This is a genomic window from Mesorhizobium sp. 10J20-29, assembly GCF_054130485.1.
This window is the reverse complement of record NZ_CP199156.1, coordinates 4,229,154-4,248,612: the sequence shown is the minus strand read 5'-3', so window position 1 is coordinate 4,248,612 and position 19,459 is coordinate 4,229,154. Positions and strand designations below refer to the sequence as shown.

The window sequence follows — 19,459 nt, the reverse complement described above, 5'->3', positions numbered from 1 at the left end:
CCGGGCTAGTCGCACTTCAAGACTTCGGCGACACGGCGCATCTGGTCGCCCAGCATGTCGCATTCTGCCGGTGTTGACTGGCTCATCGCCTTTTCGATCAACGCCGTATGCACCTTCAGTGCCTTCATCAGCAACGCTACGCCGTCGTCGGTCAGCGTGAGGCGAAGCACGCGCTTGTCCTTCTCGTCACCGTCGCGGCGCAGCAGGTTTCGTTTCTCCATCTGCGGCAGGAGCATGGTGATGTTGGAGCGCCCAACCAGCAGCTTTCGCGCCAGTTCGTGCTGTGACATGCCGGGGTGCCGATAGAGGTTCATCAAGACGTCGAGCTGCGCCGGTTTCAGGTCCAGCGGCGCCAACGCGACTGCGACCGCCCGTTCGACCGCATGGCAGGCGCGCGCCACGGCGACCCAGTTGCGAAAGCGCGGATTGTCCCACGGGAGGTCTTGCGAACTGTTCATGGTTGAACTATTATGTTCATGTTTGAACGAACCTGTTTTCGGACAAGTATCATGGCATCATTCGGCGTCAAGGTCATCCGCACCGCCTTCGGGCTGGCCGAGCATGTCGCGCCGCGTCTGGCCGGCCGTGTCGCCTTCGAGCTGTTTGCCCGTACGCCCGACCCGGAGAAGATGTCGCCGGGCGAGGCGAGGGCGGTCGAGCGCGCGGCCGGCTTCATGGCCGAGGCCCGCCACCACCGCATTCCCTGCGGCATCGGCTGCCTTGCGGTACACGAATTCCGCCCGCTCGACGGCCGGCCCTTCGCCGGCACCGTGCTCGTCGTGCACGGCTGGCGCTCGCGTACGCAGTTCATGAAGGCGCTGATCGAATTGTACAGGAATGCCGGCTTCCGTGTCGTTTCTCTCGACCTGCCGGGCCATGGGGAATCGTCCGGCCGCCGCCTGACGTTGCCCGCCGCGGTTGCCGCCGTGCGCGTTGCCGGCGACTGGTTCGGCCCATTTGCGGCTGTCGTCGGCCACTCCTTCGGTGGCGCGGTTGCCGTCAATGCGCTCGCCGGTTCCGTTGCCGGTATTGCGCCGGTCGATGCTGCCGCCCTGGTCCTGATTGCCGCGCCGAGTTCGCTGCCCGCCGTGTTCGACGATTTCTACCGCATGCTCGGGATCGGCCCGCGCACCAGGGCCTCGGTCGCAGCGCGCGTAAAGCGGCTGGCCGGCCATCCGCTCGAAAGCTATGACGGCACCAGCCAGCTCGCCCTGGTGCCGGCGCGAACGCTCGTCGTCCATGCGCCCGACGACCGCGAGGTCGCCGCCGATCATGCTTCATCCTATGCCAGGGCCGGCAGCCATGTCGCGTTGCACTGGGCGCCAGGCCTCGGCCACCGACGCATCCTTGCCGATCCCGGCGTCCTGCGACGCGCCCTCGATTTCCTCATCTGTGAGCCCGTCACGGCCCTCTGAGACCTCTGCCGTAAACGGCCTCGCCGAAACAGCGTGGAACCTGCCGCAGCCTCACAATGTTGTGAAGCCGATGCGCAACACTGCACGCCGAATCTGTGAGAACTTGGTGATACGGGTATGAATCGATAACGTTGCGCCTTACATCCGCCTTCTGGTGTTACGAGTGGTTGCGCGGCAAATCGGAATGGATGATCGATGAAAATCTTTGCTCGAAAGGCGGTTCTCTTTCCCCTCACGGCGCTTGCGGCGACACTTTCCTTCGGCATGCCGCAGGCAGACGCCCAGGGGCTTTTCGACAGGCTTTTCGGCGGCTCCGGTTCAAGCCTGAGCAGCCGGCCGCTCGGTGGCAGCCAGCGCGAAAGCGGCCAGACCTTCCGGTCGCAGCGCCAGGTGAAGCGTCCGCTGGAATCGGTCGAACCCGCACCGAGGAACAACGTCGTGCGCGCGGCGCCGGCCAAGATTTCCGCCCCGTCCTACTACACCTACCGGGCCGACGCGTTGCGCAAGGTGGATTTCGCGCCGCTGGCCGCGATAGGCCAGTCGGCCTCGCTCGACGGAACGGCATCGACGGCCTTCCGCGAGGCGGTGTCCGGCCTTTCCGGCTATGAGCTTTTGGCCGAGTCCGAGGCTGGCAAGGCGATCGTCGATTACTATACCGCCAATCCCGACTTCATCTGGGTCAGCGACAACGACGTCAACGAGCGCGGCCGCGAGGCGCTGCGCGTACTCGGCGAAGCCGGCAGCCACGGCCTGTCGCCCGTCGACTACAGCCTGGCCGTACCGTCGCGCAGCCAGTCGTCCGCCGGCGACGCGGCGCGCAACCAGGACCTCATCCGCTTCGAGATGACGCTGACGGCACGCGTTCTGCGCTATATCAGCGACGCGACCAACGGGCGCGTCGTGGCCGACCGCATCTCCGGCTACTACGACCTTCCGCTGAAGCCGATCGACCGTGTCGCCGAATTGAAGCGTCTGGCCGCGGCTACCGACCTGCGTGCCTCGCTTGAATCGCACCACCCGCAGGGTTCAGAATACCGCAGTCTGCGCGTCGAGCTTGAGGCCTTGAAGGCGAGCGCCGAGAACGACATCGTCGTCGATTCGGACCTCTTGCTTAAGCCTGGCCAGGAGAGCGCCGAGTTTCCGAAGGTGCTTCAGATCATTGCCCGCGACCTCGATGACGAGATGGGCGGCGAATACGGCGAACTGCTGTCGCGTACGGTCACAACCGAGACCTATGGCAACGACCTGGTGCCCGTCATCAAGGCGGCTCAACAAAAGGCCGGCCTGAGGCCTGATGGCGTCGTCGGTCCGCGCACTGTCAGTGCTCTCGCCGGGAATTCGCGCGCCGACCGAATCGAGAAGGTCGTCATCGCGCTCGAGCAGCTGCGCTGGCTGCCGTCGCGTCTTGGCGACGACCGCGTCTTCATCAACCAGCCGGCCTATACCGCACGCTACATCGAGGACGGTCAGGAAAAGCTGAACATGCGCGTCGTGGTCGGCAAGCCGTCAAACCAGACCAGCTTCTTCTACGACGAGATCGAGCAGGTGGACTACAATCCCTACTGGGGCGTGCCGCAGTCGATCATCGTCAATGAGATGCTGCCGCGCCTGCGCAACGACCCCGGCTATCTCGACCGCGCCGGCTACGAGGTGACGGATGCGAGCGGGCGCCGCGTTTCGTCCTCTTCGGTCAACTGGTACGCCTACGGCTCCAGGGTCCCCTACAATGTGCGCCAGACGCCGAGCGAGGCCAATGCGCTCGGCGAGCTGAAGATCCTGTTCCCCAACAAGCATGCCATCTACATGCACGACACGCCGCAGAAGAAGCTGTTCGACCGCGACGCGCGCGCCTTCAGCCATGGCTGCGTGCGCCTGAAGGACCCGCGCGGCATGGCGGCGGCGGTACTGGGCACCAGCATCGAGCACGTCGAGGCGAAGCTCCGGCAGGGGCACTCGTCGGAGAAGACGACGCGCAAGATTCCCGTCTACGTCGCCTATTTCACCGCCTGGCCGGACAAGAACGGCAAGGTCGAGTATTTCGACGATGTCTACGGTCGCGACGCACGGCTCGAGGCCGCGCTCGAGAAGACCGAGGAAGCCCGCACGCCGAGTAGCTGACGGTATTTCGACGCCGCCTCCGCTTCATTCCGACGCCCCGTGCATTCGCGGGGCGTCATTGGTTTCGGCACCAGCTCGCTTGCGAAGACGTATGGGCTCCGAGAGTCTGCGAAAACCCGCGACAATAAAACGGTCGTGCCCATTGACTCATTTTGGAACGTTCCATTAGTTTGATTGGAACGTTCCATATGAGGGAGGAGCCGATGCGCTGGGCGCTCGTCGGTGCAAGCACTATTGCTGCCCAATACATGATCCCGGCCATCCGCGCCCAAGAGGGCGCCGAGATTCTGCGTGTCGTCAGCGGCTCGGCCGAACGCGGCAGGGCCTATGCCGACCAACATGGCATTTCGGGCTCCGGCACCGATCTCGGCGAGGCGCTCGGCGATGCCAGGGTCGACGCGGTCTACATCTCCACCACCAACGAGAAGCACCTTGCCCAGGCGATGGCCGCCATCGAGGCGGGCAAGCATCTGATCTGCGAAAAGCCGCTCGCCATGTCGGTCGCAGACGCGGTGTCGATGGTACGCGCCGCTGAAGCTGCCGGCCTCGTCTTCGCGACCAACCACCATCTGCGCTGCTCGGGCAGCCATCGCGCCATTCGAGACCTGATTGCGTCGGGCCGCATCGGCCGGGTGCTGTCGCTGCGTCTCTTTCACGCCGTCCATCTGCCCGCCCATCTGCAGGGCTGGCGCATAACCTCGGCCGAAGCCGGCGGCGGCGTCATTCCCGACATCACGGTGCACGATGCCGACGTTGCCCGCTTCCTCACTGGCGAGGACCCGCAGACGGCCGTCGCCCAGATGGCGTCGTCCGGCATGGGGCAAGGGGTCGAGGACTCGGCGATGTCAGTCTGGACAATGCCGTCGGGTGCCATGGTGATGAGCCACGAGAGCTTCACCCACCCCTTCGCCGGCTCCGGTCTGGAGGTGCACGGCACCGAGGGCTCGATCTTCGCGTGCGGCGTGATGACCCAGCAGCCGGTGGGCGAGATCGAACTGGTTACCGCATCGGGCCGCGAGGCCGTGCCATACGATAGCTACGACCTCTATGAGAGGGGCGTCGCGGAGTTCGCCGCGGCCGTGCGCGGCGAGGGCAGGGCGGCAGCCGACGGCCGAGATGGCGTCAAGTCGCTCGCCGTGGCGCTTGCCGTGCGCGAGGCGGCCCGCAGCGGTGCCCGCCAGACCGTCAATTATGGTGGCATCGAATGAGCAAACTTGTTTCCGCAGCCGAAGCGGCTTCGCGCATCGCCGACGGCGCCGTCGTCACCGTGTCGTCCTCATCGGCGCTCGGCTGCCCCGACCTCGTGCTGAAGGCTATCGGCGAGCGTTTTGGGGCCGAGGGTCATCCGCGCGACATCACCGCGCTGCACCCGATCGCGGCCGGCGACATGTATGGCGTCAAGGGCATGGACCACATCGCCAGGGACGGGCTGCTGAAGCGCGTGCTTGCCGGCTCCTATCCGTCGGGCCCGTCCAGCCTCCCGATGCCCGAGATATGGAAGATGATCGTCGAGGAGCGCGTCGCCGCCTATAACGTCCCTTCCGGCATCATGTTCGACATGCACCGCGAGGCCGCCGCTCGCCGGCCGGGCGTGCTGACAACGGTCGGCCTCGACACCTTCGCCGACCCGATCCGTGAGGGCTGCGCGATGAACGCGAAGGGCGCCGAGGCGCCGATCGTGTCGCGCGTCGAATTCGGCGGCCAGACCTGGCTGCATTTTCCCAACATCCAGCCCGACGTCTGCATCCTGCGCGCCACCACGGCGGACGAGCGCGGCAACCTCACCTATGAGCACGAGGGCGCCTATCTCGGAGGCCTTGAGCAGGCGATTGCCGTGCGCAACAATGGCGGCATCGTGATCGCCCAGGTCAAGCGGACGACTGCGGCGGGCAGCCTGCGACCGCATGACGTGCGGGTGCCCGGCCACCTCGTCGATCTCGTCGTCATCGATCCCGATCAGAAACAGACCTGCGAGACGCTCTACGACCCGGCGATCTCCGGCCAGGTCATGCGCCCCTGGTCGAGCTTCAAGCTGGCCGAGCACGGCGTCGAGAAGGTCATCGCGCGCCGCGCGGCAATGGAACTGAGAGAGGGCATGACAGCCAATCTCGGCTTCGGCATCAGCGCCATGGTGCCGCGCATCCTGCTCGAGGAAGGCCACCCCGACGCGGTCACCTGGGCAATCGAGCAGGGTGCTGTCGGCGGCATGCCGCTCACCGACTTCGCCTTCGGCTGCGCCTCCAACGCCGATGCCTACGTGCCGTCGCCGCAGCAGTTCATCTACTTCCAGGGCGCCGGCTTCGACATGTCTTTCCTGTCCTTCCTCGAAGTCGACACCGAGGGCAACGTCAACGTCTCGAAGCTCGGCAAGAAGCCCTACCTGACGGCCGGCTGCGGCGGCTTCGTCGACATCACGGCGCATGCCAGGAAGATCGTCTTCTCCGGCTGGTTCGAGGCGGGTGCGCAGATCGAGCTCACCGAAGCGGGCGTCAAGGTCGCAAAACCCGGAAAGTTCACGAAGATGGTCGACAAGGTCGAGCACGTCACCTTCTCGGGCCGGCGGGCGCGCGAGCAGGGCCAGGACGTCATCTACGTCACCGAGCGCTGCGTCATCCGGCTTGGCGAGGACGGCCTCGTCGCGACCGAGATCATGCCGGGCATCGTGCCCGAGACCGACATCGTCGGCGCCTCGCAGGGTCGCGTGAAGCTTGCCGAGAACGCCAAGGTCATGCCCAAGACCCTGTTCGGCGCCGGCCCGATGGGGTGGACGCCATGAGCGCCGTCCACCTCCAGATACAGGGTCCTGTCGCCGTGCTCAGGCTCGACAATCCGGCAAAGCTCAACTGCTTCACGGTCGCCATGCTCGGCCAGCTGGCGGACCATCTCGAGGCGATCGAGAGGCTGGCCGGTATCGCCTGCGTGCTGGTCACCGCCGAAGGTGAAAAGGCCTTCTGCACCGGCGCTGACATCAATGGCTGGGGCGATCTTTCGCCGGCCGAGTTCGCGCGCCACTGGGTGCGCGACGGCCACCGCATCTTCGACCGGCTGGCGCGGCTCTCAAAGCCGACGATTGCCGTGCTCAACGGCCACGCCTTCGGCGGCGGGCTTGAACTCGCCGCCGCCTGCGACATCCGCGTCATGGCGCCGAGGGCGACGATCGCACTGCCCGAAGCCGGCGTCGGCATCGTGCCCGGCTGGTCCGGTACGCAGCGGTTGGCGAGGCTGCTGCCCGAGCCGGTGATCAAGGAAATGGCGCTGTTCGGACGCCGTATCGGCGCAGAGCGGGCGCTGGCGCTCGGCTTCGTGGCCGAGGTCGCCGACGATCCGCGCGCCGCAGCCCAGGCCATCGCCGCGCGCGCTGCCGAGCTGTCGCCGCGCGCAGTCGAAATCGCCAAGTCGATGATCCACGCCGCGCGCGGCGAGGACGCCGGCGCGATGATCGAGGCGCTGGGAAGTGCTGCCATTGCCGCAACCGCCGACCGCGCGGAGGGAGTCACTGCCTTCCGCGAGAAACGCAAACCCGAATTTCCCGGAACATGACCATGACCGAGCTCAACCTCATCGAAGCCACGAAGGCGGATCTCCCGGATGCCCCCTTCGAGGGCCGCCACCTGATCGGCGGCGAATGGCGCGCGAGTGCCGGTGGCGCGACCTTCGACCGGTTGTCGCCCTCGCACGGCATCCTGGTCAGCCGCTCCGCCAAGGGCGGCGAGGCCGAGACGGAGGCCGCCATAGATGCTGCACGCGCCGCTTTCAATTCAGGCGTCTGGAGCCGCATTTCCGGCAAGGCGCGCGCCACCCTCCTGCTCAGGGTCGCCGACCTCATCGAGGCCAATGTCGACCGCATCGCGCTTCTGGAGACGCTGGAGAGCGGCAAGCCGATCTCGCAGTCGAAGGGCGAAGTCGGCGGCGCGGCCGACCTCTGGCGCTACGCCGCCTCGCTGGCGCGCACCATGCACGGCGACAGCCACAACACGCTCGGCGAGGACATGCTGGGCGTCGTGCTGAAGGAGCCGATCGGCGTCGTCTCGATCATCACGCCGTGGAATTTTCCATTCTGGATCCTCAGCCAGAAGCTGCCCTTCGCGCTCGCCGCCGGCTGCACCTGCGTCATCAAGCCGTCGGAAATGACGCCGTCGACCACGGTGATGATGGGCGAGCTGCTGGTCGAGGCGGGCGTGCCTGCCGGCGTCGTCAACATCGTGCTGGGCCACGGCCAGCCGGTCGGCGCCCTGATGGTCAGCCACCCGGAGGTCGACATGGTCACCTTCACCGGCTCGACCGCGGTCGGTAAGGCGATCTCGGTCGCCGCCGCCGGCACGCTGAAGAAGGTGGCGCTCGAACTCGGCGGCAAGAACCCGCAGGTCATCTTCCCGGACGCCGACCTCGACGGCGCCGCAGATGCAGTCACCTTCGGCGTCTATTTCAACGTTGGCCAGTGCTGCAACTCGTCGAGCCGCATCATCGTGCACGAGGACATTGCCGCAAGCTTTGTCGACAAGGTCGTGGCGCTGTCGCGCAAGGTAGCCTTCGGCGATCCGCTCAACCCTGACACGCAGGTCGGCGCCATCGTCACCAGCCAGCACCAGGACAAGATCGACGGCTATGTCCGCGACGCCGTCGCGGCCGGTGCCGATGTCTGCCTCGGCGGCGCGCCGCTTTCGGTTCCTGGGCTTCCCGGCCAGTTCTATCAGCCGACCGTGGTGCGCGGTGTGACGCCGGACATGGCTATCGCACGCGAGGAAGTGTTCGGCCCGGTGCTGTCGGTCTTGACATTTCGCACGCTGGAGGAAGCAATCGCACTGACCAACGATGCCGCCTACGGGCTATCCGCCGGCGTCTGGAGCGAGAGCGTGCACACCTGCCTCGAGTTTGCGCGCCGCGCGCAAGCCGGCACGGTCTGGACAAACACATGGATGGACGGATATCCCGAGATGACCTTCGGCGGCTTCAAGCAGAGCGGCCAGGGCAGGGAGATAGGGCCTTACGGCCTCGACGAATTTCTCGAAGTCAAGACAGTCGCAATGCGCATCGGCAGGACCCGGGCAAACTGGGTGAGTGCCGGCTGACGACAGGCATCGGGAAATGGATACCAACGCACCAAAACAGGAGGAAAGTCATGCGTAGGTTCTTCAAGGTAACATTGATGGCGGCAGCGACACTGGCATCGGCCACGTCGCTGTCACGTGCAGGCGATGTGGAGGTGCTGCACTGGTGGACGTCGGGCGGCGAGGCTTCGGCTTTGACCGTTCTCAAAAAGGATCTCGAGACGCAGGGTATCGGCTGGCAGGACATGCCCGTCGCCGGCGGCGGTGGCACGCAGGCCATGACCGTACTGCGCGCCCGCGTCACCTCGGGCAACGCCCCGACCGCCGTGCAGATGCTCGGCTTCGACATCACCGACTGGGCCAAGGAAGGCGCGCTTGCCAACCTCAACGACATCGCTTCGGCCGAGGGCTGGGACGCGGTCGTGCCGGAGGCGCTGCAGAAGTTCTCCAAGTATGACGGCCAGTGGGTCGCCGCGCCGGTGAACGTCCACTCCACCAACTGGGTGTGGGCCAACAAGGCTCTCCTCGAAGAGCTCGGCATCGCACAGCCGTCGACCTGGGACGAACTCGTCGGGGCGATGGAGAAGGTCAAGGCCGCCGGCAAGACCGCCGTCGCGCATGGCGGCCAGCCCTGGCAGGACGCCACCATCTTCGACGCCGTCGCCATGTCGACCGGTGGTCCCGAGTTCTACAAGGCCGCCTTCGTCGATCTCGACCCGACTGCGCTGGGCTCCGCCCAGATGAAGGAAACCTTTGACCGCATGTCGGTCATCCGCTCCTTCGTCGACGACAACTTCTCGGGCCGCGACTGGAACCTCGCTTCCGCCATGGTCATCAACGGCGACGCCGCCTTCCAGTTCATGGGCGATTGGGCCAAGGGTGAGTTCCTCAATGCCGGCAAGAAGCCGGGCGAGGACTTCCTCTGCTTCCGCTTCCCCGGAACGCAGCAGCAGGTGACCTTCAACTCCGACCAGTTCGCCATGTTCAAGCAGGGCGATGCGGTGTCGGCCGAGCAGGCAGCACTTGCCAAGGCGATCATGTCGCCGTCGTTCCAGTCGGCCTTCAACGTCGTCAAGGGCTCGGTCCCGGCGCGCGTCGACGTGCCGGACGAGGCTTTCGACGCCTGCGGCAAGGAGGGCATGAAGGACCTGGCTGCGGCATCGTCGTCGGGCAACCTGTTCGGTTCGATGGCGCATGGCCATGCCAACCCGGCATCGATCAAGAACGCGATGTATGACGTGATCACCGCACACTTCAACGGCGAGTACGATTCCGACACCGCCGTGAAGGAAATGGTCAACGCCGTCTCGCTGGCCCAGTAAGAGCGAAAAAGGGAAAGGGCGGCAGTCGCCCTTTCCCGTTCGGGAGGACAACCGATGACAATGACCGTTCAGGACCGCAGTCGCGGCGGGGACTGGTTGCGCGACGCGCTGCCAAAGATCGTGCTGAGCCCCAGCCTCGTGATCGTGCTGGTCTTCGTCTACGGCTTCATCGCCTTCACCTTCTATTTGTCCTTCACCGACAGCCGCATCCTGCCGAGCTTCGAGCTCGTCGGATGGCAGAATTACTCGCGCCTGTTCCAGGTCCGCGCCTGGGGCATCGCCATCGACAATTTGCTGATCTTCGGCTCGCTCTACATCGTCATCTGCTGTGCTCTCGGCCTCGCGCTTGCGATCCTGCTCGACCAGAAGATCCGCGCCGAGGGCTTTATCCGCACCATCTACCTCTATCCGATGGCGCTCTCCTTCATCGTCACCGGCACGGCCTGGAAGTGGTTCCTCGATCCCGGCATCGGACTGCAGGCGGTGGTCCGCTCCTGGGGCTGGGAAAGCTTCACCTTCGAGTGGATCAAGGACAGCGATATGGCGATCTACACCATCGTCATCGCCGCGGTCTGGCAGACCTCGGGCTTCGTCATGGCGATGTTCCTCGCCGGTCTGCGCGGCATCGACAACGAGGTGCTCAAGGCCGCCCAGATCGACGGTGCGTCCAACTGGGCGCTCTACCGCCGCATCGTCATCCCGCAGCTGCGCCCGGCCTTCATGTCGGCCTTCGTGGTGCTCGCCCACATGGCGATCAAGTCCTACGACCTCGTCATCGCGCTGACCGGCGGCGGACCGGGCACGGCCACCGAGCTGCCGGCGACCTTCATGTATTCCTACACCTTCACGCGCAACCAGATGGGCATCGGCGCGGCCTCGGCGACGATCATGCTGATGTCGATCGCCGCGATCATGATCCCCTATATCTGGTCCGAACTGCGGGAGCCGAAGTGATGGCGACCAACGCAACCGCCACAGTCGTGCGCACGGGCGCCGGCGCCCGATTCGTCATCTACACGCTGCTCGCTCTGTTCTGCATCTACTACCTGCTGCCGCTCTACGTGATGGTGGTCAACTCGCTGAAGCCGCTGTCGGAAATCCAGTCCGGCGGCATGATGGCGCTGCCGAAGGAATGGACGGTCGCGCCCTGGGCGAGTGCCTGGTCGACGGCGCAGATCGGCGTCGCGGCGACCGGGCTGAAGCCCTATTTCCTGAACTCGATCCTGATGGTCGTGCCGGCCGTCGCCATCTCGACCGTGCTTGGCGCACTTAACGGCTACGTGCTGACCAAGTGGCGCTTCCGCGGCGACACCATCGTCTTCGGGCTGCTGCTGTTTGGTTGCTTCATCCCGTTCCAGATGGTGCTGATCCCGATGGCCCGCATGCTCGGCCTGATGGGGCTCGCCGGCACGGTGCCTGGATTGGTCTTCGTTCACCTGGTCTACGGCATCGGCTTCTCGACGCTCTATTTCCGCAACTACTACCAGCAGTTCCCGACCGAACTGGTGCGCGCCGCGCAGATCGACGGCGCCGGCTTCTTCACCATCTTCCTGCGCATCATGCTGCCGTCGTCGGGCCCGATCGCCGTGGTCTGCATCATCTGGCAGTTCACCAACATCTGGAACGACTTCCTGTTCGGCGCCAGCTTCTCGGATTTCGACAGCCAGCCGATGACGGTGGCGCTCAACAACCTCGTCCAGTCCTCGACGGGTGTGAAGGAATACAACGTCCATTTCGCCGGGGCGATCATGGCGGCACTGCCGACGCTCCTCGTCTACATCGTCGCCGGCCGCTACTTCGTGCGCGGCTTGATGGCCGGCAGCGTGAAGGGGTGAGGAATGGTCGAGCGTAGCGATAGAAGACGCGCCTGTGACGCGTTCTCAATGACGAACGCCCCGAGCCCGAACGAGGCGCCGGCGGCAACTGAAATTCAAGGAGAGGTCTGATGGGATTCCTCGACATCAACAACGCCACCAAGGCCTATGGCGCCGTCAAGGTCCTGCACGAGACCAACATCTCGGTCGAGGAAGGCGAGTTCCTCGTCCTCGTCGGGCCGTCGGGCTGCGGCAAGTCCACCTTGCTCAACATGATCGCCGGGCTGGAGGAGATCACCTCGGGCGACATCGCGATCAAGGGCCGCTCGATGAACGGCGTGCGCCCGGCCGATCGCAACATCGCCATGGTGTTCCAGTCCTACGCGCTCTACCCCAACATGAACGTCGAGCAGAACATGGCCTTCGGCCTGGAGATGCACGGCGTGCCGAAGGCCGAGCGCGACAAGGCCGTGGCGCGGGTCGCCGACCTCCTGCAGATCGTGCCGCTCCTGAAGCGCAAGCCCGGCCAGCTCTCCGGCGGCCAGCGCCAGCGCGTCGCCATGGGCCGGGCGCTGGTGCGCAACCCCGACGTCTTCCTGTTCGACGAGCCGCTCTCCAACCTCGACGCCAAGCTGCGCGTCGACATGCGCACCGAGATCAAGAAGCTGCATCAGAAGCTCGGCACCACCATCGTCTACGTCACGCATGACCAGATCGAGGCGCTCACGCTGTCGACCCGCATCGCCGTCATGTTTGGCGGCCATGTCCAGCAGCTCGGCACGCCGAAGGAAATCTACGACAACCCGGCCAACATCTTCGTTGCCGGCTTCATGGGCTCGCCCTCGATGAACCTCTTCCCGGCCAGGGTCGCGGTCGAGAACGGCGCCGCCGTGGCGCGCGTCGGGCTTGCCGATCACTCGACCGTCTCGCTGCCCTTCGCCCCCCGCAACGCCATGGCCGCGCATGACGGCCAGGAGATCATCCTCGGCATCCGGCCGGAGGCGATCACCGACGAGGACGGCGCCGACCGCAAGTCGCAGGCGATCCACCGCATCGAGGCAATGGTCGACGTCACCGAGCCGGCCGGCTCCGACACCTTCGTCGTCAGCCATCTCGGCGGCACCGAGGTCACCGGCCGCTTCCGCGCCGATGTCGACGTGCGCGCCGGCCAGACCTTCCCCTTCGCCATCAACATGGAAAAGGCGGTCGCCTTCGACCCCAAGACCGAGCTGCGGATCGGCTGATTTTCCATGCAGTCCTCGCCCGATATCGTCATCATCGGCAGCGGCATGGGCGGCGCCACGCTGGCGGCCGGCCTGGCGCCGACCGGCGCGCGCATCGTCATCCTCGAGCGGGGCGCGCAGATACCGGACAATGCGCCGGCGCGTGATCCCAACCGCATCTTCCGCAACAGCGCCTTCCTGTCCGACGAGACCTGGCTCGACGAGACCGGGCGCCGCTTCGCGCCCGGAAACTACTACCAGGTCGGCGGCAACACCAAGCTCTACGGCGCCGTCCTGATCCGCTACCGGGCGGAGGACTTCGCCGAGATGCAGCACGCCGAGGGCGTCTCTCCGGCCTGGCCGTTTCCCTACGAGACCCTGGCGCCCTGGTATGAGGCTGCCGAAAAGCTCTACCAGGTGCGTGGCGACGTTGGCTCGGACCCCACGGAACCCGCCCATGCCGGTCCCTATCCCTTTGCATCGGTGCCGGACGAACCGGCAATCGCCGCTGTGCGCTCCCGGCTGGAGGCCACGGGCGCCCGCCCGTTCGACCTGCCGCTTGGCGTCGATATCGAGCGCTGGCTAAGGGGCGGCAAGACCGGTTGGGACGGCTATCCCGACACGCGCTCCGGCAAGATGGACGCCGAGACCTGCGGCCTGGCCTCCGCGCTCGCGCATGACAATGTCGAACTCGTCACCGGCGCTCGGGTCATCGGCTTGAAGACCGGCCCGGACGGCAAGCGCATCGCCGAGGTCGTTTATGAGAAGAATGGCGAGACGCACCGCCTGACGCCCGCCACCGTGGCACTCTGCGCCGGTGCGGTGCAGTCGGCGGTCCTGCTGCTTGCCTCGGGTCTTGCCAATTCCTCCGACCAGGTCGGCCGCTGCTTCATGAACCACAATGCCAGCGCGCTGATCGCCTTCGACCCGCGCTTCCGCAACGATTCCGTCTACCAGAAGACCTTCGGCATCAACGACTGGTACCTGTCGGACGGCGAGGGCGGTCCGCCGCTCGGCAACATCCAGCTGCTCGGCCGCGTCGTACCCGACATATTGCAGGCCAATGTCCGGTTCCTGCCAAAGCCCGTTGCCAGCTACGTCTCCGGCCACGCGGTCGACCTCTACGCCATGTCGGAGGACCTGCCGGACCCGGAAAGCCGCATCGTGCTCAATGGCAGCGATATCCAGCTGATCTGGCGGCGCTCCAACATGGTCGCCCACAACCGCCTCGTCGGCAAGATCAGGGCGACTGCGCGCGCCGCCGGCTTCCCCGTCGTGCTGTCGCGCCTTTTCGACGGCCGCGTGCCGTCGCACCAGTGCGGCACAGTGCGCATCGGCACCGACCCGGCGAGTGCCGCGCTCGATCCCGAGTGCCGCTCTTTCGACCACTCGAACCTCTTCGTCGCCGACGCCGCCTGCCTGCCGACCTCCGCCGCCGTCAACCCGGCGCTGACCGTCGCGGCCATGGCGCTGCGCGCCGCCGACACAATTCGACGGGATCATTCTGCATGAAGCCGGTCGCGCTCATCACCGGCGGCCAGCAGGGCATCGGCCTCGGCGTCGCCGAGGCGCTGGTCAAGGCAGGCTTTGCCGTCGCGCTTGCCTCGCTCGCCGCGGCCGACGATGCAGACGTTGTCTCGGCGCTCGGGAAGCTGGGAGCAGACGCGCGCTACTTTCGCCACGACCTGTCAGACCTCGGCAACGTTCCGCCACTGCTCGACGCCGTCGAGGCCGAATTCGGAGCGGTCGACTGCCTGGTCTCCAATGCGGGCGTCCCGGCGAAGCTGCGCGGCGACATGCTCGACCTTCTGCCGGAGAACTTCGATGCCGTGCTCGACATCAACCTGCGAGGCGGCTTCTTCCTCGCTCAGCACGTGGCGAAGCGCATGCTTGCCCGCGAGACTGGTCACTACCGTTCGATGGTCTTTGTTACGTCGGTCAGCGCCGCCATGGTGTCGGTCGAGCGCGCCGAATACTGCATCTCGAAAGCAGGTGCCGCGATGATGGCCGAGCTCTTCGCCGTGCGCCTCGCGCCGCATGGCATCGGCGTCTTCGAGCTGCGTCCGGGCATCATCGAGACCGGCATGACTGCTGCCGTCCATGACAAATACACCCCGCGCATCGAGGCCGGCCTCGTGCCGGCCGGCCGCTGGGGCCAGCCCGCCGACATCGGCTCGATCGTCGTTCCGCTCGCTACCGGCCAGATGGCCTTTGCCAACGGCGCCGTCATCCCGGTCGACGGCGGCCTGTCGATTGCGAGGCTGTGATGGAAAAAGGCTACGATTTCATCGTCATCGGCGGCGGCTCGGCGGGCTCGGTCATCGCCGCGCGGCTGACGGAGGACCCGGCCGTCAGCGTGCTGCTGCTCGAGGCCGGCGGTCGCGACTGGCATCCCTTCTACCACCTGCCCGCCGGCTTCGCGAAAATGACCAAGGGCATCGGCAGCTGGGGTTGGAACTCGGTGCCGCAGCGGCACATGAAGGACCGCGTGTTCCGCTACACCCAGGCCAAGGTGATCGGCGGCGGCTCCGCCATCAACGCCCAGATCTACACGCGCGGTAATGCCCAGGACTACGACGAGTGGCGCCAGATGGGCTGCACCGGCTGGAGCTATGACGACGTCCTGCCCTATTTCCGCAAGGCCGAGGACAACGACACCTTCGAGGACCGCTACCACGGCAAGGGCGGCCCGCTCGGTGTCAGCCAGCCGATCGCGCCGCTGCCGATCTGCGAGGCCTATTTCGAGGCCGCCGCCGCCCTCGGCATTCCGCGCAACCACGACCTGACCGGCGAGACGCAGGACGGCGTCGGCTATTATCAGCTCACCCAGCGCAACGCGCGGCGCTCCTCCGCGGCGATGGCCTATCTGGCCCCCAATCGCGGCCGCAAGAACCTCACGGTGCGAACCGGCGCCCAGGTGCGCCGCCTCATCATCGAAAAGGGCCGCGCCACGGGTGTCGAGATGATGGACGGCACAAGGCTTGCCGCCTCGGCCGAAGTCATCCTGTCGTCAGGCGCCATCGGCTCGCCGCGGCTGCTGCAGCTTTCGGGCATCGGCCCGGCCGAGCACCTGTCGAGCCTCGGCATTGCCGTCGTGCACGACCAGCCGGGCGTCGGCGCCAATCTGCAGGACCATCTCGACCTCTACTGCATCTGCGAGGTATCCGGCCCGCATACCTATGACCGCTTTGCCAAGCCGCATCTGTCGGTGCTGGCGGGTCTGCAATACCTGCTGTCCCGCAAGGGACCGGTCGCTTCCTCGCTCTTCGAGACAGGCGGCTTCTGGTATGCCGACCCGGAGGCCCGCTCGCCCGACATCCAGTTCCACCTCGGCCTCGGTACCGGCATCGAGCATGGCGTCGCCGCCATGCCGCAGGGCGGCGTGACGCTCAACTCCTGCTACCTGCGTCCGCGCTCGCGCGGCTCGGTGCGCCTGCAAAGCGCCGATCCGGCCGCAGCCCCCCTGATCGATCCGAACTATCTTCACAATCCGCGCGACCGAGAAATGTCGATTGCGGGGCTCAAGCTGACGCAGCGCATCCTGGTGCAGAATCCCCTGAGGCCCTTCATCCAGGCCGAGCGTCTGCCTGGGCCTGAGGTGAAGACGGACGAGGACTATTTCGACTTCATCTGCCAGCACTCCAAGACCTCGCACCATGCCGCCGGCACCTGCCGCATGGGCAGCGATGCCGAGGCCGTGCTCGACCCGCAGCTTCGCTTCAACGGCATCGAGGGGCTGCGCGTTGCCGACGCCTCGGTCATGCCGACCGTCGTCTCCTCCAACACCAATGCAGCCGCGATCATGATCGGCGAAAAGGCCGCCGACATGATCAAGGCGCAGCACAGGGTGACAGCATGATCCGCCACATCGTCCTCGTCCGCTTCCGTCCCGAGGTGTCCGACGCGACCATCGCCAAAATCTTCGCCGACCTCGACGCAATCCGCAGCGTCGTTCCGGGTGTGCTCGCCATCGCGTCGGGGCGCTCGGAGAGCCCGGAAAAGATCGAGCGCGGCTACATGCATGGCTTCACCGTCGATTTTGCCGGCTGGGAGGCGCTCGCCGCCTACCAGGCGCATCCCGATCACCGTGCCGTCGGCGAGGCGCTGGTTGCGAGTGCCCAGGGCGGGCTCGACGGCATCCTCGTCTTCGACCTGCCCATGTCCGGCACGGCCTGACCCCAACGGAGCCTGCCATGCTGACCCTGCCAACAGCGAACAATCGCCTCGAGGACTACAGCCTCTCCGGCACGCCTCTGGTGCCGCGTACGCCGACCGTGCCGCTCACGCGGACCGCTTTCGCCGCCGCGCATGTCGTCTCGGACCCGCTGCGCGAACGCAACCCGTGGGACACGCGGCCGGCAGTCGACTGGGACGCGACGCTCGCCTTCCGCCAGTCTCTGTGGGACCAGGGACTAGGGCTTGCCGAGGCGATGGACACCGCGCAACGCGGCATGGGCGTCGACTGGCTTACCGCCAAGGAACTGATCGAGCGAACCATGGCGGCGGCGAAGCGCCACCCGATGAAGCCGCGCGTTGCCTGCGGCGCCGGCACAGACCATCTCAGACTCGAAGATCTTAGCAGCGCAGAGGCGATCGCCGCCGCCTACGAGACCCAGATGGAGGCCATCGAGGCGGCCGGCGGGCAGCTCATCCTGATGGCCTCGCGCGCCTTCACCGCCATCGACGCCGGTCCCGGCACCTACCGCAAGGTCTATCGCCGGCTGATCGACAATGCCGCAGAACCGATCGTGCTGCACTGGCTGGGCGACATGTTCGACCCGGCGCTAAAGGGCTACTGGGGCTCGCTGGGCGTCGCGGCTGCGAGCGATTTCGTTCTCGACCTGATCGCCGAAAATCCCGCCAAGGTCGACGGCATCAAGATTTCCCTCCTCGATCAGGCGCACGAGGAGGCCTTCCGCCGGCGCCTGCCGGACGGCGTGCGGCTCTATACCGGCGACGATTTCAACTATGCCGACCTCATCGCCGGCGACGGCGAGCATTATTCGCATGCGCTTCTCGGTATTTTCGCGGCCATCGCGCCTGCCGCCGCGCAGGCGCTGGAGGCCCTGGCCAAGGGCGACATGGACACCTACCACCGGCTGTTTGCGCCGACCGTGCCTCTAAGCCGCGAGATCTTTCGCGCGCCGACGCGCTTCTACAAGGCTGGCATCGCCTTCCTCGCCTGGCTGAACGGCCACCAGAAGCACTTCATCATGCCGGCTGGTTTCCAGTCGAGCCGCGACATCGTCCATTATGCCGAGGTCTACCGCCTGGCCGACGCCGCCGGCCTGCTGACCCATCCCGATCTGGCCGAGCAGCGCATGGGCGTCCTGCTCAAGCTGCACGGAATCGGATAGCAGCCATGGAGCGCAGGCCGACCATCATCGACGTCGCCCGCACCGCGGGCGTATCGAAGTCCACCGTCAGCCTGGTCCTGCGCAACAGCCCGCAGGTGAAGGAAGAGACCCGCGCCGCCGTGCGCGAGGCGATGGCCGGTATCGGCTACGTCTACAACCGCTCTGCCGCCAATATGCGCTCGGCAAATGCCGGCTTGATCGGACTGGTCATTAACGACCTGCGCAACCCGTTCTTCACGGAGTTCGCCACCTCCCTGCAGATGGCGCTGTCGGCGCGGGGCTACGCCGCCGTCGTCGCCAACACAGACGAGGACCCGGCGCTGCAGGCGCAGGTCGTCTCGGCAATGATCGAGCACGGCGTCTCGGCCTTCATCATCTCGCCTGCCTATGGCGATGAACAGGCGACATTCGGGCCGATCGCGCGTGCCGGCATCCCGGCCATGCAGGTTCTGCGCATGGTGATGCCCGACACCGAAAGCTTCCCCTTCGCCGCGCCCGACTACCTGACCGGCAGCCGGGTGGCGACCGAGCATCTTCTGACGACCGGAGCGAAGCGCATCGCCTTTGTCGGAGGGGTCGAGGGCAGGGCGGTCACCAACGAACGCATGTCGGGCTATCTCGAGGCACTTGCCAGCGCCGGCGTCGAGCCGCTGGTGATGTCGGGCCGGGCCAGCCGCGCCTTCGGCCGCGAGGCGGCTGGCCGACTCGCAGCCGAATTTGCGGAAGCCGACGCCGCGCTCTGCTTCAACGACCTCGTGGCGCTCGGCATGCTGTCGGGCTGCGCCGAGATCGGCCGGGCTGTCGGCTCCGCCTTCAAGATCGTCGGCTTCGACGACATAGAGGACTGCGCCCAGGTCTACCCGACGCTGTCGACTGTGCGCTGCGACATCGCCGGTTTCGGCGAAAGCATGGCCGAAACGCTGCTCGCCTGGCTGGAGGAGGGCATCTTGCCGCCGGAAAGGACCCGCACGCCGGTCGAACTGATTGTCCGCGATTCGAGTCGGCCGGGGAGCTAGGCTGGATTCAGGCACACTGGAAAAGTGGGGCAGGAAATGGTGGGCGATGCAGGGATTGAACCTGCGACCCCACCCGTGTGAAGGGTGTGCTCTCCCGCTGAGCTAATCGCCCGCTCGAAGCCCGAAGGCCAAGCGAGCCGCGATAT

17 protein-coding genes and 1 tRNA gene are annotated in these 19,459 nt (G+C 66.2%); 16 read left to right on the top strand and 2 right to left on the bottom strand.

Annotated elements, in window-relative coordinates; all coding sequences use genetic code 11:
* Nucleotides 1-5: 5 nt before the first annotated feature.
* On the bottom strand, nt 6-458 hold the full coding sequence (locus ACT2BZ_RS20325) for a MarR family winged helix-turn-helix transcriptional regulator (RefSeq protein ID WP_457937263.1): 453 nt from the start codon (nt 456-458) through the stop codon (nt 6-8).
* A gap of 51 nt (nt 459-509) precedes the next feature.
* Here ACT2BZ_RS20325 and ACT2BZ_RS20320 point away from each other — a divergent pair, with 51 nt between their 5' ends.
* From ACT2BZ_RS20320 to ACT2BZ_RS20245, 16 genes are all read left to right on the top strand, one after another.
* Nucleotides 510-1,415, top strand: a complete 906-nt coding sequence (locus tag ACT2BZ_RS20320; protein WP_457937262.1) for an alpha/beta hydrolase — start codon at nt 510-512, stop codon at nt 1,413-1,415.
* Nucleotides 1,416-1,610: 195 nt separating this feature from the next.
* Nucleotides 1,611-3,533: a L,D-transpeptidase family protein gene (locus ACT2BZ_RS20315; RefSeq protein WP_457937260.1), complete on the top strand. Its 1,923-nt coding sequence runs from the start codon at nt 1,611-1,613 to the stop codon at nt 3,531-3,533.
* 203 nt (nt 3,534-3,736) lie between these two features.
* A complete protein-coding gene (locus tag ACT2BZ_RS20310) occupies nt 3,737-4,741 on the top strand; it encodes a Gfo/Idh/MocA family protein (protein WP_457937258.1) in 1,005 nt (334 codons plus the stop codon).
* On the top strand, nt 4,738-6,309 hold the full coding sequence (locus ACT2BZ_RS20305; protein WP_457937257.1) for an acyl CoA:acetate/3-ketoacid CoA transferase: 1,572 nt from the start codon (nt 4,738-4,740) through the stop codon (nt 6,307-6,309). Before ACT2BZ_RS20310 ends, ACT2BZ_RS20305 begins: the two co-directional genes overlap by 4 nt.
* Nucleotides 6,306-7,073 (top strand): enoyl-CoA hydratase/isomerase family protein, encoded by a 768-nt coding sequence (locus tag ACT2BZ_RS20300; RefSeq protein ID WP_457937256.1) that lies wholly within the window; start codon nt 6,306-6,308, stop codon nt 7,071-7,073. The genes ACT2BZ_RS20305 and ACT2BZ_RS20300 overlap by 4 nt, the downstream gene beginning before the upstream one ends.
* A 2-nt stretch (nt 7,074-7,075) precedes the next feature.
* A complete protein-coding gene (locus tag ACT2BZ_RS20295) occupies nt 7,076-8,602 on the top strand; it encodes an aldehyde dehydrogenase family protein (protein ID WP_457937254.1) in 1,527 nt (508 codons plus the stop codon).
* 50 nt (nt 8,603-8,652) lie between these two features.
* Nucleotides 8,653-9,903, top strand: coding sequence for an ABC transporter substrate-binding protein (locus ACT2BZ_RS20290; RefSeq protein ID WP_457937252.1), 1,251 nt, complete (start codon nt 8,653-8,655; stop codon nt 9,901-9,903).
* A gap of 54 nt (nt 9,904-9,957) precedes the next feature.
* Nucleotides 9,958-10,857, top strand: coding sequence for a carbohydrate ABC transporter permease (locus tag ACT2BZ_RS20285; RefSeq protein ID WP_457937250.1), 900 nt, complete (start codon nt 9,958-9,960; stop codon nt 10,855-10,857).
* Nucleotides 10,857-11,738 (top strand): carbohydrate ABC transporter permease, encoded by an 882-nt coding sequence (locus ACT2BZ_RS20280; protein ID WP_457937249.1) that lies wholly within the window; start codon nt 10,857-10,859, stop codon nt 11,736-11,738. The genes ACT2BZ_RS20285 and ACT2BZ_RS20280 overlap by 1 nt, the downstream gene beginning before the upstream one ends.
* 110 nt (nt 11,739-11,848) lie before the next feature.
* Nucleotides 11,849-12,961: an ABC transporter ATP-binding protein gene (locus ACT2BZ_RS20275; protein WP_457937247.1), complete on the top strand. Its 1,113-nt coding sequence runs from the start codon at nt 11,849-11,851 to the stop codon at nt 12,959-12,961.
* A 6-nt stretch (nt 12,962-12,967) separates the two neighbouring features.
* On the top strand, nt 12,968-14,452 hold the full coding sequence (locus tag ACT2BZ_RS20270) for a GMC oxidoreductase (protein ID WP_457937245.1): 1,485 nt from the start codon (nt 12,968-12,970) through the stop codon (nt 14,450-14,452).
* Nucleotides 14,449-15,207 carry a 3-ketoacyl-ACP reductase gene (locus ACT2BZ_RS20265; protein ID WP_457937243.1) on the top strand — a complete coding sequence of 253 codons (759 nt, stop codon included), beginning with the start codon at nt 14,449-14,451 and terminating at the stop codon, nt 15,205-15,207. Before ACT2BZ_RS20270 ends, ACT2BZ_RS20265 begins: the two co-directional genes overlap by 4 nt.
* On the top strand, nt 15,207-16,799 hold the full coding sequence (locus ACT2BZ_RS20260) for a GMC family oxidoreductase (RefSeq protein WP_457937241.1): 1,593 nt from the start codon (nt 15,207-15,209) through the stop codon (nt 16,797-16,799). The genes ACT2BZ_RS20265 and ACT2BZ_RS20260 overlap by 1 nt, the downstream gene beginning before the upstream one ends.
* Nucleotides 16,796-17,116: a Dabb family protein gene (locus tag ACT2BZ_RS20255; protein ID WP_457937239.1), complete on the top strand. Its 321-nt coding sequence runs from the start codon at nt 16,796-16,798 to the stop codon at nt 17,114-17,116. The genes ACT2BZ_RS20260 and ACT2BZ_RS20255 overlap by 4 nt, the downstream gene beginning before the upstream one ends.
* A gap of 17 nt (nt 17,117-17,133) precedes the next feature.
* Nucleotides 17,134-18,297 (top strand): dihydrodipicolinate synthase family protein, encoded by a 1,164-nt coding sequence (locus tag ACT2BZ_RS20250; protein ID WP_457937237.1) that lies wholly within the window; start codon nt 17,134-17,136, stop codon nt 18,295-18,297.
* Between the two features lie 5 nt (nt 18,298-18,302).
* Nucleotides 18,303-19,313 (top strand): LacI family DNA-binding transcriptional regulator, encoded by a 1,011-nt coding sequence (locus tag ACT2BZ_RS20245; RefSeq protein ID WP_457937235.1) that lies wholly within the window; start codon nt 18,303-18,305, stop codon nt 19,311-19,313.
* Between the two features lie 37 nt (nt 19,314-19,350).
* On the opposite strand, the gene ACT2BZ_RS20240 is transcribed toward ACT2BZ_RS20245, so the two are convergent.
* A tRNA-Val gene (locus ACT2BZ_RS20240) sits at nt 19,351-19,425 on the bottom strand.
* Between the last annotated feature and the right edge of the window lie 34 nt (nt 19,426-19,459).

Excerpts from the sequence above, each read along its gene's own strand:
- ACT2BZ_RS20325 (WP_457937263.1), bottom strand. The coding sequence starts at position 458 with ATGAACAGTTCGCAAGACCTCCCGTGGGACAATCCGCGCTTTCGCAAC.
- ACT2BZ_RS20320 (WP_457937262.1), top strand. The coding sequence starts at position 510 with ATGGCATCATTCGGCGTCAAGGTCATCCGCACCGCCTTCGGGCTGGCC.
- ACT2BZ_RS20315 (WP_457937260.1), top strand. The coding sequence starts at position 1,611 with ATGAAAATCTTTGCTCGAAAGGCGGTTCTCTTTCCCCTCACGGCGCTT.
- ACT2BZ_RS20310 (WP_457937258.1), top strand. The coding sequence starts at position 3,737 with ATGCGCTGGGCGCTCGTCGGTGCAAGCACTATTGCTGCCCAATACATG.
- ACT2BZ_RS20305 (WP_457937257.1), top strand. The coding sequence starts at position 4,738 with ATGAGCAAACTTGTTTCCGCAGCCGAAGCGGCTTCGCGCATCGCCGAC.
- ACT2BZ_RS20300 (WP_457937256.1), top strand. The coding sequence starts at position 6,306 with ATGAGCGCCGTCCACCTCCAGATACAGGGTCCTGTCGCCGTGCTCAGG.
- ACT2BZ_RS20295 (WP_457937254.1), top strand. The coding sequence starts at position 7,076 with ATGACCGAGCTCAACCTCATCGAAGCCACGAAGGCGGATCTCCCGGAT.
- ACT2BZ_RS20290 (WP_457937252.1), top strand. The coding sequence starts at position 8,653 with ATGCGTAGGTTCTTCAAGGTAACATTGATGGCGGCAGCGACACTGGCA.
- ACT2BZ_RS20285 (WP_457937250.1), top strand. The coding sequence starts at position 9,958 with ATGACAATGACCGTTCAGGACCGCAGTCGCGGCGGGGACTGGTTGCGC.
- ACT2BZ_RS20280 (WP_457937249.1), top strand. The coding sequence starts at position 10,857 with ATGGCGACCAACGCAACCGCCACAGTCGTGCGCACGGGCGCCGGCGCC.
- ACT2BZ_RS20275 (WP_457937247.1), top strand. The coding sequence starts at position 11,849 with ATGGGATTCCTCGACATCAACAACGCCACCAAGGCCTATGGCGCCGTC.
- ACT2BZ_RS20270 (WP_457937245.1), top strand. The coding sequence starts at position 12,968 with ATGCAGTCCTCGCCCGATATCGTCATCATCGGCAGCGGCATGGGCGGC.
- ACT2BZ_RS20265 (WP_457937243.1), top strand. The coding sequence starts at position 14,449 with ATGAAGCCGGTCGCGCTCATCACCGGCGGCCAGCAGGGCATCGGCCTC.
- ACT2BZ_RS20260 (WP_457937241.1), top strand. The coding sequence starts at position 15,207 with ATGGAAAAAGGCTACGATTTCATCGTCATCGGCGGCGGCTCGGCGGGC.
- ACT2BZ_RS20255 (WP_457937239.1), top strand. The coding sequence starts at position 16,796 with ATGATCCGCCACATCGTCCTCGTCCGCTTCCGTCCCGAGGTGTCCGAC.
- ACT2BZ_RS20250 (WP_457937237.1), top strand. The coding sequence starts at position 17,134 with ATGCTGACCCTGCCAACAGCGAACAATCGCCTCGAGGACTACAGCCTC.
- ACT2BZ_RS20245 (WP_457937235.1), top strand. The coding sequence starts at position 18,303 with ATGGAGCGCAGGCCGACCATCATCGACGTCGCCCGCACCGCGGGCGTA.